The sequence below is a fragment of the Sphingomonas cellulosilytica genome, from assembly GCF_052321755.1.
Lineage (GTDB): Bacteria > Pseudomonadota > Alphaproteobacteria > Sphingomonadales > Sphingomonadaceae > Sphingomonas.
This window is the reverse complement of the sequence record NZ_JBQRTT010000007.1, coordinates 89,643-103,595: the sequence shown is the minus strand read 5'-3', so window position 1 is coordinate 103,595 and position 13,953 is coordinate 89,643. Positions and strand designations below refer to the sequence as shown.

9 protein-coding genes and 1 riboswitch are annotated in these 13,953 nt (G+C 68.6%); of the genes, 6 read left to right on the top strand and 3 right to left on the bottom strand.

All coding sequences use genetic code 11. The annotated features are described in order from the left end of the window. Positions 1-46: 46 nt before the first annotated feature. Positions 47-249: riboswitch (cobalamin riboswitch) on the bottom strand. A gap of 25 nt (positions 250-274) precedes the next feature. The 5 genes from cobU (at position 275) to ACTZQ5_RS11945 (ending at position 7,851) form a co-directional block, all read left to right on the top strand. Then, entirely contained in the window at positions 275-829 is a 555-nt protein-coding gene (cobU, locus tag ACTZQ5_RS11965; RefSeq protein WP_443585415.1) for a bifunctional adenosylcobinamide kinase/adenosylcobinamide-phosphate guanylyltransferase, read from the top strand. Between the two features lie 179 nt (positions 830-1,008). Then, a complete protein-coding gene (locus ACTZQ5_RS11960; protein ID WP_443585414.1) occupies positions 1,009-2,349 on the top strand; it encodes an MFS transporter in 1,341 nt (446 codons plus the stop codon). Then, the gene (locus tag ACTZQ5_RS11955; RefSeq protein WP_443585413.1) at positions 2,346-4,487 is read left to right on the top strand and encodes an alpha-galactosidase; all 2,142 of its coding nucleotides are present in this window, start codon (positions 2,346-2,348) and stop codon (positions 4,485-4,487) included. Before ACTZQ5_RS11960 ends, ACTZQ5_RS11955 begins: the two co-directional genes overlap by 4 nt. Next, complete coding sequence (locus tag ACTZQ5_RS11950; RefSeq protein ID WP_443585412.1) at positions 4,484-5,644, top strand: glycoside hydrolase family 68 protein; 1,161 nt, start codon at positions 4,484-4,486, stop codon at positions 5,642-5,644. Before ACTZQ5_RS11955 ends, ACTZQ5_RS11950 begins: the two co-directional genes overlap by 4 nt. Next, the gene (locus tag ACTZQ5_RS11945; protein WP_443585411.1) at positions 5,641-7,851 is read left to right on the top strand and encodes an alpha-galactosidase; all 2,211 of its coding nucleotides are present in this window, start codon (positions 5,641-5,643) and stop codon (positions 7,849-7,851) included. Before ACTZQ5_RS11950 ends, ACTZQ5_RS11945 begins: the two co-directional genes overlap by 4 nt. 72 nt (positions 7,852-7,923) lie before the next feature. On the opposite strand, the gene ACTZQ5_RS11940 is transcribed toward ACTZQ5_RS11945, so the two are convergent. After that, positions 7,924-10,521, bottom strand: coding sequence for a TonB-dependent receptor domain-containing protein (locus ACTZQ5_RS11940; RefSeq protein ID WP_443585410.1), 2,598 nt, complete (start codon positions 10,519-10,521; stop codon positions 7,924-7,926). A gap of 431 nt (positions 10,522-10,952) precedes the next feature. Beyond that, positions 10,953-12,470: a tryptophan halogenase family protein gene (locus ACTZQ5_RS11935; protein WP_443585409.1), complete on the bottom strand. Its 1,518-nt coding sequence runs from the start codon at positions 12,468-12,470 to the stop codon at positions 10,953-10,955. Between the two features lie 107 nt (positions 12,471-12,577). Here ACTZQ5_RS11935 and ACTZQ5_RS11930 point away from each other — a divergent pair, with 107 nt between their 5' ends. Continuing rightward, complete coding sequence (locus ACTZQ5_RS11930) at positions 12,578-12,850, top strand: hypothetical protein (protein ID WP_443585408.1); 273 nt, start codon at positions 12,578-12,580, stop codon at positions 12,848-12,850. Positions 12,851-12,870: 20 nt separating this feature from the next. Here the strand turns inward: ACTZQ5_RS11930 and ACTZQ5_RS11925 are convergent, their stop codons facing one another. Then, positions 12,871-13,881, bottom strand: coding sequence for an aldo/keto reductase (locus ACTZQ5_RS11925; RefSeq protein ID WP_443585407.1), 1,011 nt, complete (start codon positions 13,879-13,881; stop codon positions 12,871-12,873). Positions 13,882-13,953: the final 72 nt, after the last annotated feature.

Below are 13,953 nucleotides of genomic sequence, written 5' to 3'. Positions count from 1 at the left end.
GTCACGCGAGGAAACCCCTCGATCGCACCGCACACCCCGTCGGCACGAAGGACAACCGCGACGGGCAGGTCTCCTGGCTCCCGGGTCGTCGCCTTGCCCGGCCTTCCCGGATGGTGACATCCAGTGGCGCGCGGAAGGAGCAAAGGCTCGCCGGTCACAGTTGCGGGGGCAGCCCCGGATGGCGAGCGCGGCTCGCTTCCGGGTTCCCTTTTCATCCCATCTCTGGGAACCTGTCGCGTCGGCGCCCCTAGGGCGATGGGGAGACGAAGGCAAGATGGCGACGATGGTGTTCCTGGGCGGCGCACGCTCCGGCAAGAGCCGGCTGGCGCAAGGTGCGGCGGAGGCGCATGCGGGGCCGCTGCACTATCTCGCTACGGCAGAGGCGCATGACGAGGAGATGCGTGAGCGCATCGCGCACCACCGCGCGGATCGCGATGCACGCTGGACGACGGTCGAATGTCCGCTGGCGCTGCCCGAGGCGATCGGCGGTATCGGCGAAGGCGCGGTGCTGGTTGACTGCCTCACGTTGTGGCTATCGAACCTGATGCTCGGCGAGCATGATATCGCGGCGCGCACCACCGATCTGCTGACGGCCTTATCCCGAGCGCCGGTGCCGGTATACGTGGTGAGTAACGAGGTCGGCATGGGCATCGTCCCCGACCACCCGCTCGGTCGCCGGTTCCGCGATGCCGCGGGGCGCCTCAATCAGGCAGTCGCCGGGATGGCGGATGCGACGTATCTGGTCGTCGCCGGCCTGGTGCTGCCGTTGCAGCGATTTCATCACTCCGATCCTCCCCCGCCAGGGGGAGGTGTCGCGCCGAAGGCGTGACGGAGGGAGAGGCAAGCTACGTCTTGCCCGGCCAATGGCATCGCTGACCTCCTCCTCCACCATTCGGCTGTCATCGGGAGAGGAAGTATAACTGCAATCGATTGTTGTGTTTGCAGCGGATGATGGTACGATGCCGCGCAAGCTCGCCGGAGACGGGCCCATCGCCAGAGAGGACGCCGATGCGCATGCCTGATTCCAAGCCGCAGCTGTCGTTGGGACGGGTGCTTGAGATGAATCTGGGTTTCCTCGGGCTGCAATTCAGTTTCGGGCTGCAGCAGGGCAACATGGCGCCGATCTACAGCTACTTGGGCGCAGCGGAGGCATCGCTGCCGCTGTTGCAGCTGGCGGGGCCGATCACGGGCCTGCTCGTCCAGCCGCTGATCGGCGCGATGAGCGATCGCACCGATTCGCGCTGGGGACGGCGGACGCCCTATTTCCTGGTCGGCGCCGTGCTGTGCGCGATCGGGCTGTTCTGCATGCCGCTGTCGTCGTCGCTGCTGATGGCGGTGTCGATGCTGTGGATCCTCGATGCCGGCAACAACATCACCATGGAGCCCTATCGCGCCTATGTGTCCGACCGGCTGAACGCCAACCAGCACCAGATCGGCTTCCTCACCCAGTCGGCGTTCACCGGCCTTGCGCAGATGCTCGCGTTCCTGACCCCGTCGCTGCTCGTCTGGGCGGGGATGAACCAGGATTGGGTCGACGCGCACAACATCCCCTATACCGCGCGGATCGCGTTCATGGTCGGCGCCGCGCTGAGCTTCGGGACGATCGTCTGGTCGATCCGCCGGGTCCCCGAGCTGCCGCTGACCACCGCCGAGCGCGCACGCATCGCCGCCGAGCCCAAGACGCCGGGCGCGGTGCTCGCCGAGATCGGTGCGGCGATCCGCGACATGCCGGTGGCGATGCGCAAGCTGGCTCTGATGAGCCTGTTCCAATGGTATGCGATGGCGGCCTATTGGGCGTACGTCATCTATGCGATCGGCCGGTCGGTGTACGGCACCAATGTCGCCACCTCGTCCGGCTTCCATTCGGCGGTGCTGACCAATGGCGAGATGGCGGCGTGGTACAATGCCGTCGCCTTCGTCGCCGCCTTTGCGATGGTGCCGCTCGCCAAGCGGATCGGCGCGGCGAGCCTGCATGCGGCCTGCCTGGTGCTCGCCGGGATCGGCATGCTGTGGCTGCCGCACGTCACCGAAAAATGGATGCTGTTCCTGCCCGCGATCGGCGTCGGCATCGGCTGGGCGAGCATCATGGGCAACCCCTATGTGATCCTCGCAGGGTCGATCCCGCCGGAGCGGACCGGCGTCTACATGGGGATCTTCAACATGATGATCGTCATTCCGATGCTGATCTTCTCGGCCACGATGTGGGCGTTCTACGACACCCTGCTCGGCGGCGATCCGCGGCACGTGCTGACGCTGTGCGGGGTGCTGATGTTCGCCGCCGCCGCCGCGGTGTGGAGCGTACGCGCGCGCAACGCCGAAGGGCTGCCGGTCGGCATGACCGCGGCATGATCGCGTTCCACGGCCCGTCGAGCAGCCTGGTGCTGGAGCCGCGCGGCGAGGCGCCGCCGGCGTGGCGCTGGTGGGGGCCGCGCGTCGCTGCGGCGGGGCTGCCGCCGCTGGCGGACGTGCGGCCCGCGGCGTCCTTTTCGCTCGACGACGACCAGCCGCTGACCGTCGCGCCGGCGTTCGGCACCGGCTGGTTCGGCCCCGCGGCGCTGCATGCGCATCGCGGCGGACGCGCCTTCGCGCAGCGTTTCGTGGTGGAGGCGATCGAACAGGCAGACGATGCGGTGACCGTCACCCTGGTCGACGCCGCCGCCGAGGTCGCCCTGGTACAGCGGATCGCGCTGGCCGGCGATGTGGCGACGCTGTCGGCCAGCGTCGTCAATCGCGGCGACGGCATGCTCGACGTCGCATGGCTTGCCGCGGGTACGCTGCCGCTGCCCGCCGATTGCGCCGGCATCCGCAGCTTCACCGGCCGCCACAATGCCGAGTTCGTGCCCCAAGCGGAGCCGATGCCCGCGCACGGCTGGCTACGTGAGAACCACCGCGGCCTCACCGGTCATGCCGGGCCGCCGGGGCTGTTCGTGATGGGGCCGGAGGCGGGGTGGCATGGCGGCCGCGTCCATGCCGCGCAGCTCGCCTGGTCGGGCAACCACCGCCTCGCCGTCGAGCGCGACGACGACGGATTCTGGACGTTGCAGATGGGCGAGGCGCTGGCCTCCGGCGAGATCCGGCTGGCACCCGGCGGTCGGTACGACAGCCCGGAGATGCTGGCGACCTGCTCGCCCGCGGGCCTCAACGGCGCGATCCAGGCCTTCCACGCCGCGGTCCGCGCCCGCGCGCCCTGGCCGGCGGACGGCATGCCGCCGCGGCAGGTGCATGTGAACAGCTGGGAAGGCTTCTACTTCGACCATGACGAGGCGGCGCTGATGGCGCTGGCCGATCGGGCCGCCGCCCTGGGCGTGGAGCGGTTCGTGCTCGACGACGGCTGGTTCCGGGGCCGCGACGACGACACCGCCGCCCTGGGCGACTGGACGGCCGATCCGCGCAAATATCCACGCGGGCTGGGGCCGCTCGCCCGCCACGTCACCGGGCTGGGGCTGAGTTTCGGCCTGTGGCTCGAACCGGAGATGGTCAATCCGGACAGCGATCTTGCCCGCGCGCATCCCGATTGGGCGTTGCAGCTGGACGGCGTGCCGCTGCTGACGGCGCGCAACCAGCTGGTGCTCGACATGGGCCGGGAAGCGGTGCGCGATCATCTGTTCGATGCGATCGACACGCTGCTGCGCGACCTGCCGATCGCCTATCTGAAATGGGACCACAACCGCGATCTCGCCCCGGCCGGCGATGCGCGCGGCCATGCCGGCTACCACGCGCAGGTGCTGGGCGCCTATGCGCTGTTCGACCGGCTGCGCGCGGCGCACCCGGCGCTGGAGATCGAGGCGTGCGCAGGCGGCGGCGGACGGATCGATGCCGGCATCGCCGCGCGCACGCACCGGTTCTGGACCAGCGACTGTATCGATGCGGTGAGCCGCGTCGCGATGCAGCGCGGCTTCCTGCATTTCATGCCGCCCGAGATGATGGGCGCGCACGTCGGCGCTTCGCCGGCGCATTCCACCGGCCGGCGGCAGGGCATGGCGTTCCGCACCGCCGTGGCGCTGCCCGGCCATCTTGGCGTCGAGCTGGATCCCGCCGCTATGGGCGTGCGCGATGCCGAGGTGCTGGCCGCCGGGATCGCGCGCTACAAGGCGCTGCGCGACCGGCTGCACCATGGCCGCGTCTGGCTGGGCGAAGGGCCGGACGGTCTCGTCTGGCAGATGCACGGCGAACCCGGCGACCTGCTGCTGAGCGTCACCCGCATCGCGCCGACCAGTCTGCGCCATCCCCCTGCCCTGACGCTGCCGCCGCTCGCCGGCGCGGGCGCGACCCGCGTGCGCCTGATCGACCTCGCCACCGAGGATGGCCACCCCGCCCCCGATGCGCCGCTGTTCGCCGTCATGCGCGGACATGGGTGGGGACAGGGGCGCGGACACGGGTGCGGGGGCGGCGTGACGTTCGATGGCGACTGGCTCGCCCAGGCCGGCCTGCCGCTGCCGGCGATGAAGGCGGAGAGCGTCGCGCTCTTCGCGCTGGAGACCCTATGACCCGTCCTGCCCCCTCCGCCGCGTTCGCCGCAGCACCCGCCCCCGTCACCACCCATTGGCGCGCCGAGGATGCCCGCCGCGCCGCGGACCAGCCCGCCGCCGCGCTGCCCGTCATCGCCGCCGCCGATGTCGTGCCGGTGCTGCCCGGCCACGACGTCTGGGACATGTGGCAGATCGCCTATGCCGACGGACGCAGCATGCTGCATCAGGGCCGCAGCTGGTGGTTCTTCCTTGCGACGCCGCGCTTCGACGACCCCGACGATCGCCACGATGCCGCGCGTATCCGGCTGACGAGCCACGGTGCCGACGGCTGGCGCGACCATGGCGATGCCTTTCCCGACGGCTTCGCACCGGGCAGCCGGGAATGGTCGGGATCGGCGGTGCTCGACGCGGACGAGACGACTTTGACGATGTATTTTACCGCCGCCGGCCGGCGCGGGGCGCCGCGCACCTTCGAACAGCGCCTGTTCGAGACGCGCGGACGCTTCGTGGATGGACGGCTGAGCGACTGGACGGTGCCGGTCGAGTCGGTCGCGGCGGACGGCGACACCTATCTGCGCGCCGACGAGGCGGCGGCGACCGACGGGCGGATCAAGGGATTTCGCGATCCCGGCGTGTTTCGCGATCCCCATGACGGCGCCGAATACCTGCTGTTCGTCGGTTCGGCCGGTTGGGTGGAGGACGTGCACGACGGCGTGATCGGCGTCGCCCGCCGCGCGCGTGCCGATGCGCCCTGGTCGCTGGCGCCGCCGCTGGTCGAGGCGATCGGCGTCAACAGCGAACTGGAGCGGCCGCACGTCATCCATCGGGATGGCCGCTATTATCTGTTCTGGTCGACGCAAGCGAAGCGCTTCGCTCAGGGCATCGATGCGCCGACCGGCCTCTATGGCATGGTGGCCGATGCGATGACCGGGCCGTGGCGGCCGCTCAACGGATCGGGCCTCGTCGCCGCCAATCCGCGCCAGGAGCCGTACCAGGCCTATTGCTGGTGGGTGACCGGCGAGCTGGACGTGCTGAGCTTCGTCGATGCCTGGGGCCTCAACGGCGCCGTGCCCGACACCGCCGCCACCCGCCGCGCGCATTTCGGCGGCACCGCGGCGCCGTGGTTCCGCCTGATCCTCGATGGCGACGCGGCGCGGGTGGAGATGGCGCGATGAGGCATCGCCTGCTGCTCGCCCTTCCCCTCCTCGCGCTGCCCATCCTCACGCACGCGCAGACGGCGGAGGCGCGGGTCACCGCCCCGGCCGGCGCGCGCGTGTTCCGGCTGGACGGCAACGGCGTCACCTATGCGCTGGGGGTCGACGACAAGGGCTATCTGCGCCCCATCCACTGGGGTGCCGCCGTCGCCGAGGGCGACCCGCTGGCGCCGCCGATCGTCGCCGAACCTTCCAGCTTCGATCCCGCGCCGACCGTCACCGCGCAGGAATATCCGGGTCAGGGCGAAGGCCTGGTCACCGATCCCGGCATCAAGGTCGCCTTCGCCGACGGCAATCGCGACCTCGTGCTGAAATACCGCAGCCACCGCGTCGATGGCGAGACGCTGACGGTCGAGCTTGCCGATATCAGCCAGCCCTTCTTCGTCACGTTGCGCTACACGATCGACCCGGCGACCGGCGTGCTCGCTCGCTCGGCAAGCGTGCGCAACGGCGGCAAGCGACCGGTGCGCATCGACCAGATCGCCGCCGCGGTCTTCACCTTGCCCGCCGGCGACGATTACCGGCTGAGCTATCTCACCGGCCGCCACGCCGCCGAATGGACGCTGAAGGATGTGCCGGTCACCCCGGCGCTGACCGCGATCGAGAGCCGCCGCGGCCTGACCGGCCATGCCAACAATCCGTGGTTCGCGATCGGCAAGACCGGGCAGACGGACGAGGCGCACGGCCCCGTCTGGTACGGCGGGCTCGCCTGGTCGGGATCGTTCCGGATCAGCGTCGCGCAGGACGTGCTCGGCCGCGTGCGCATCGCCGGCGGCTTCAATCCCTATGACTTCGGCTGGAGCCTGAAACCCGGCGAGACGCTGGAGACGCCAGTGTTCTACGTCGGCTATTCGGGCCATGGCATGGGCGAGGCGTCACGCGATTTCCACGCCTTCCAGCTGACGCACATCCTGCCCGAACATGCCCGCGCGAAGCTGCGCCCGGTGCTCTACAACAGCTGGGAAGCGACCACCTTCGACGTCACCGAGGCGGGCCAGATGGCGCTGGCGGAGAAGGCGGCGGCGATCGGCGCCGAACGCTTCGTCGTCGACGACGGCTGGTTCGGCGCGCGCGACAGCGACCGCGCGGGCCTTGGCGACTGGACGGTCAATCCGCGCAAGTTCCCGCATGGCCTCAAGCCGCTGATCGACAAGGTGAAGGGGCTGGGCATGGATTTCGGCCTGTGGGTCGAACCCGAATCGGTCAATCCGGACAGCGACCTCTATCGCACGCATCCCGACTGGGTGATCGGCTTTCCCGGCCGGCCGCGGACCGAGGCGCGCAACCAGCTCGTCCTCAACCTCGCGCGGACCGATGTGCGCGACCATATCCTCGGCTGGCTCGACCGGCTGGTGAGCGAGAACGACATCGCCTTTCTGAAGTGGGACGTGAACCGGCGCTGGACCGAACCCGGCTGGCCCGGCGCGTCGCCCGCCGACCAGCAGCGATTGTACGTCGATTACGTCCGCAACCTCTACTGGATCCTGGCCGAACTGCGGCGGCGCCATCCGGCGCTGGAGATCGAAGGCTGCGCCGGCGGCGGCGGCCGCGTCGACCTCGGCATGCTGCGCTGGGTGGACGAGGTGTGGCCGTCGGACAATACCGATCCCTCCGACCGGCTGGCGATCCAGGACGGCTTCACCCATGCCTATACGCCGGCGGTGATGATGGCCTGGGTGACAGACAGCCCGAACTGGGCGAACACGCGGGTCACCAGCCTCGACTATCGGTTCCTGTCGGCGATGCAGGGCGGGCTTGGCATCGGTGCCAATCTGCTGAAGTGGCAGGCGGAGGATGTCGCCACCGCATCGAAATGGATCGCCGCCTACAAGACGATCCGGGCGACGGTGCAGCGCGGCAATCTCTACCGCCTCGTCAGCCCGGAGGCGTCCGCCTCCACCTCGGCGACGATGTATGTCGGCCGGGACGGGCGGCAGGCGGTGCTGTTCCAGATGCTGCATTCGTCGATGTGGCGCGACAATCCGCCGGCGATCCTGCCCCAGGGGCTCGATCCGGCGCGGCGCTATGCGGTGCGGATGCTCGGCGGCGGCGCGCTGCCGGCCGGCGTGCCGGCCAGCGCGAGCGGCGCCTATTGGATGGCGACGGGCCTGCGGGCGCCGCTGAAGGGCGATTTCGCGGGTGCGGCCTTCGTGTTCGAGGCCTTGTAGGGTCGCGCGAACGAAAAAGGCGGAGCGGCCGAAGCCGCCCCGCCCGTTCCGGGGAAGAACCGGGGAAACCCGTCAGAAGCGGTAGCGGACCGAGCCCGTCACGGTGCGCCCGTAGAGCGCGGTGTTGTTGAAGACGGCGGTGGTCGAGGACACCGTCGGCCCCAGGCTGCCGCCGCCGCGGAAGCCGAGCTTGTCGAACAGGTTGTTGACGTTCAGCCCCAGCTCGACGCGCTCGGTCGGGCGCACGGTCACGAAGCCGTTGACGAAGGTCGAGCCCTTGATCGTGTAGAGGTTGAAATCGTCCGACTTGGTGCTCGTCTGGCCGTTGACGCTGACGCCGAAGGCGACCGGGCCGGCATCGTAGGAGGGCGAGACGACGAACAGGAAGTCGGGCAGGCCGCCCGGCTTGTTGCCGACCAGCGCCGCGGTCGCGCTGCTGACGATCTTCGAGGCGGCATAGGTCGCATCGACCGCCAGGTTGAAGTTGCCCGCATTGAACCGGCTCGAGAACTCGACGCCATAGGACCGATAGCCGTTCGAGATGTTGGGATTGTTGTTCGGCGCCGGCTGGTTGATGCGGGTGAAGTCGTAGTTGTTCTCGGTCAGCGTCGAATGGAAGCCGGTGATCTCGACCGAATACGACCCGCCGAGCACGCCGCCGCGCTGCTTCAGCCCGATTTCCTGCTGGTTGAGGAAGTTGACCGAGGTCGCCTGCCCCTGCGCATTGAGCGAACCGTCGGCGTTGAAATTGCCCGACAGCACGCGCCGGTCGGCGTTGAAGCGGCCGCCGCGGCTGGCGCGGGCGAAGACGCTGGTGTTGTTGCTGAGCGCATAGAGCGCACCGAGCGACCAGCTGACGTAATGGTCGGTATAATCGATCTTCTCGGGCGTGGCGCTGAGCACCAGCGACGGGATCAGCGCGACGCCCAGCGCGTCGCGGACCTGCGTCGTCGGACCGGCGACGCCGCCCTGCGCGGTGCCTTCGCCATGCACGCTGTCATAGCGGACGCTGGCGTCGAGGTTCAGCCCGCCGACCTCATAGCCGACCTGCAGGAACGGTGCGGCATCGGTATAGGTGAGGTCGACACGGCGGGCGCAGCAGCTGCCCCAATTGTCGTTGAACCCGGCCTGCCCCGCGGCCGTCAGCTGCGTACCGGTGGTCGAGAACAGATCGAGCGGTGCCGCATTGGTGCCGTTCAGCTCGCTGAACTGGCGGTTGACGTGCCAGTCCTGGACGATGTTCTGCTTCATCACGAACACGCCCGCCGTCACCCGCGCCTTGCCGGGGCCGACGTCGAACTTGCCGTTCAACGTCAGGTTGTTGGCGAAGTTGTTCATGTTCTTCATCAACGTGTTGATGTTCGGATTGTTGTTGATGTAGCTGCCGGTATAGACCTGCCCCGCGTTCGGCCCCGCCGCATAGCGGATCGAGCCGACGATCTGGCCGTTGACGCACGAGCCGATCACGCCGTTCGCGCCCGGCGACGTCGCCGCGCAGGACACGCCTGCGACCGTGTTGACGCGGTTGGTGACGTTGATGAACTGCGTCGTGAAATTGCCGCTGATCCACTGATAGCGGATCGTGTCGTCCAGGGTCAGATTGTCGCTGATGTCATAGTGGAACTGCGCGCCGATGCTGGTGACACGGGGGTGGATGCCCTGCATCTCGGCCGTCTTGATGCCGCCGCCGTCGTAATCGAGATACTGGAAATAGCGGTTATAGATCGAATAGGCGGAGCCATCGCGCCCGTCGAAGGTCGGCAGCGGCTGGAAGTTGCTGATCGTGTTGCCCTTCACCGTCGCCAGCGACGGCGTGGTCGTGTTGGTCGGCGCCTGTTCGTCGAGCCGCTTGAACAGCAGCCGGATGTAGCCGCGGTTGTCGGGCAGATCCTTGGTCAGGTTGGCCTTGATCTGATAGCCGCGCAGGATGTTGAAATTCTCGTTGGTGTAGCCGCCGCCGTTGCGCGCATAGCCGCCGATGTGGAAGCGGGTCGTGTCGTCGATCGGCGCACCGTAATCGAAGTCGACGCGGTGTTCGCGGAAGCCCAGGCCGTTGCTGTAGGCGACCTCGCCCCCCGCCTTTTCACCCGTCTTGCTGATGAAGTTGATGACCGCGCCCGGCGCCTGGCTGGCGAAGGTGGAGGCCGAGCCGCCCCGCACCGCCTCGACCGTCTTCACGTTCTGGTCGAAGCGGATCCAATAGTCGTTGTTGCCGAAGTTGATGTCGCCGAACAGCACGTCGGGCAGGCCGTCTTCCTGTAGCGCGACATATTCCGAACCACCGGTCGACACCGGAATGCCGCGCACGCCGATGTTGGCGTTGCCGCCCGGACCCGCCGTGTCGGACGGCTGGAGTCCCGGAACGTTGCGCAGGATTTCGGCGACCGAGCGCGGCGTGAAGTTCTGGATGGCTTCATTGCTGAGCTGCGACACCGAAATCGAGCTGCGGAAGCGCGAGCGTTCGCCGGTGGAAGCGGTGACGACGATGTCCTCGCTCTGCGCCGCCGCATCGGGGATCGCACCGGCCGCAGCCGCCTGATCCGCAGCGGGCGTCGTGGCGCTCGCGGGCGCAGCCGGCGTTGTCGTCGTCTGGGCGGCGACGGGGGCAGCGGCGAACATCGCAGTCATCGCGATCGTCGAGCCGCAGGTAAGCAGCACCTTCATCGTCATGGCATCTCTCCTCCTCAGGTGCCCCGCTTCGGAGGCTAACGATTGATCCATATCAGACCAGCAATCGTTTGCAACATCCGATTGCAAAGGATTGCAAGCGAGGAGAGATTGTTGCCTTGTTGCAACATCGGCGGGGGACGGCGTCGGGGTAGATGCTATCGCCTCATACGCCTCCCGCCATTTATACTGGGCATCGAAAGCCCTGGGTTGGCTCAGCACGAACGGCTGGGGAACGGCCCCTTGTCAGGGCTGATCGACATTCACGATGAGGGACCCTCTTCATCCTCCCCGCCAGGGGGAGGTGGCGCCGAAGGCGACGGAGGGGGAGGACTCCCAACGCTAGTCGTTGCTTACCTCCCCCTCCGTCAGGCTGCGCCTGCCACCTCCCCCTGGCGGGGGAGGAGTGAATGTCGATTGGTCCTAAGGATACGCTACGCTGCGGCGCCGATGCGCTTGAGATACGCCGCATGGGTCGGCATCGACTCCGCCATGCCGGCGATCGCACCTGCCAGACGGTCGACGAAGGTGGCGCTCGCCGCCGCTCCGCCGCCATAGCCGAGCAGAGGATCGACCGCGGCGGGGATGTTGAACTGGCCGATATGCACCGCCAGCCAGCTTGCCGGACCGAACAGGTCCATGTCGCGCGCCAGCAGACGGCCCGCCTCGCGGAAATGGGCGATCTTAAGCGCGAGCGTATCGGGGATCGGCATCGCCGCGCATTCGCGCCATAGCGGCGCATCGTCGCGCGCAGTCAGCTTGTAATGCAGGATCAGGAAATCGCGGATGCGCTCATATTCGGTGATCGCGACGCGATTGTATTCCGCCGCCGCCAAGGGATCGCTGCGCCCCCTGGGGAAATAGGCGAGCAGCTTGGCGATGCCGGCCTGGATGAGGTGGATGCTGGTCGATTCGAGCGGCTCCATGAAACCGCTGGCGAGCCCGATCGCGACGACGTTGCGGTTCCAGAACAGCCGCCGCCGGCCGGTGGTGAAGCGCAGGTGCCGCGGCTCCGCCAGTGCCTCGCCGTCGAGATTCGCCATCAGCGTCGCCGCCGCCTCGTCATCGGACAGGTGGCGGCTGCAATAGACGTAGCCGTTGCCGGTGCGGTGCTGCAATGGGATGCGCCATTGCCACCCCGCGCCGCGCGCCGTCGAGCGGGTGTAGGGCGTCAACCCGTCGCCGCCGGTGACGCACGGCACCGCCACCGCCCGATCGCAGGGCAGCCAGTGCGTCCAGTCCTCGTAACCGGTGGCGAGCGCGCCTTCGATCAGCAGGCCGCGAAAGCCCGAGCAATCGACGAACAGGTCCGCCGCCAGCCGCCGCCCGCCGTCGAGCGTGACCCCGGCGACATCGCCGCTCGTCCCGTCGCGGGCGACATCGGCGATCCGCCCCTCGACGCGGATGACGCCCCGCGCCTCGGCATAGCGGCGCAGGAAGCGCGCATAGAGGCCGGCATCGAAATGATAGGCATAGTCGAAGGTCGAGGCGACGCTGCGCGGATCGGCCATCGGCGCGGCGAAGCGGCCGCGCTTCGCTGCGCCCCACGCCATCGACAGATCATCCAGCGGCACCCGCCCGCCCGCCGCCCGCGCCGCCAGCCAATGCTGGTGCACGGCGACGAGGTCGAACGGCTTGCCGAAGGTGCCGAAGGGGTGGAAGTAGCGATGGCCCTGCTTCGCCCAGTCGACGAATTCGATGCCGAGCTTGAAGGTGCCCTTCGTCTCGCGCAGGAATTCGGCTTCCTCGATACCGAGCGTGTCGTTGAACAGCTTGATCGGCGGGATCGTCGCCTCGCCGACGCCGACCGTGCCGATGTCGTCGGATTCGACCAGGGTGATCGTGCACCCGCGCGGCAGGGCGTGCGCCAGCGCCGCAGCGGTCATCCACCCCGCGGTGCCGCCGCCGACGATCAGGATGGCGCGGATCGCCGCCGCATCGGTATCGCTCATCCTGCCCTCGCCATCATGGACCTATCGTTCGCCCATTGCGAACCGATCCGCAAGCCGTCCGCCGGGCGATGGTGCGGTCATTACGCGCCTGACAGGACCGAACGCGCGTGATAGCCCTTGCAACCATGTTCGCCCAATTGCTGACGCCCCCCTATCTGCCGTTCGCGATCGCGTTCGTGGTGATGGTCGGCATCGGCATCATCGAGGCGCTGCCCGCGGTCGCCGCGGCGATGCGCTATCGCGTCGGCGGCCCGCTGATCGACGGGCTCATGGCGGAGCTGGGCATGAGCGGCGGTTCGCTGAACGGGATGCTCGCCGGCAGCGGCGGCGCGGTGGCCGCCGAACCGGCGATCCGGGTGGAGCACACCGCAGCGGACTGAGCGCAGGTCGGGTAAGGGGCCTACGCCCCCTCCGGCACCGCCGCATCCGGGTGGAGGATCCCATCCGCCCGCAGCGCCTGCCAGAAGGCGGCCGGGATCTTCGCCCGCAGCGCGGCGTGATCGGCGAGCAGGTGCGTCGGCGAGGCGGTGCCGACGATCAGCGAGGCCGCCACGTCCGGCGCCTGCGCGAACTGGAGCGAGGCGGCGACCAGATCGACGCCGTGCTGCGCGGCGATCGTGCGCAACCGCTCCATCCGTTCGCGCTTGTCGGCGGGGATCAGCGTGTTCTCCTCGCCATAATTATAGCGCGGCGCGCCGCCGAGGAAGCCGGCGTTGAGCGCCGATCCCATCACGAAACTGACGCCCGCCTCACGCGCCCTGGGGAACACCTGCTCCACGGCATTGGCATGATCGACCAGCGAATATTGGCTGGCGAGCAGGTGGACGTCGCTATCGGCGACCTCCAGGCAGCGCAGGATCGGCTGCGGGCAGTTGACGCCCATCCCCCAGCCGTCGATCACGCCCTCTTCGCGCAGCCGGGTCAGCGCCGGGAAAGCGCCCTGCTCCGCCACCGGCCACAGCGTTTCCCAATCGTCGGGCAGGTAGGGATTGTCCGGCGAGAGGTCGTGGACGAAGACGATGTCGAGCCGGTCGAGGCCCAAGCGTTGCAGGCTGTCCTCGATCGAGCGCAGCACGCCGTCGGCGGTGTAGTCGAAATGCGGCGTGTTGGGAGAGGTGGTGAAGGGAAAATAGCGCTTGGCGTCATGGTCGCGGCTGGCGCGGAGCAGCTTGCCGACCTTGGACGAGAGGACGAATTCGTGGCGCGGCTTGCGGGCGAGGAACCGGCCGAAGCGGCGTTCGGCGAGCCCCAGGCCATACCAGGGCGACACGTCGAAATAGCGCACGCCCGCATCCCATGCCGCGGCGAGCGTCGCCTCGGCCTGTTCGTCGGTCGCGAACTGGAATTCGTTGCCGATCGCCACGCCGCCGAGGCCGAAGTCGTGGGGCGGACGATAACGCTGCCGAGCCATATGGGAACACCCTTGCCGTTGAGCAGGGGGAACACGGCAGCACGGGTTCGGTATCCGTCAGCCCCGGCAATC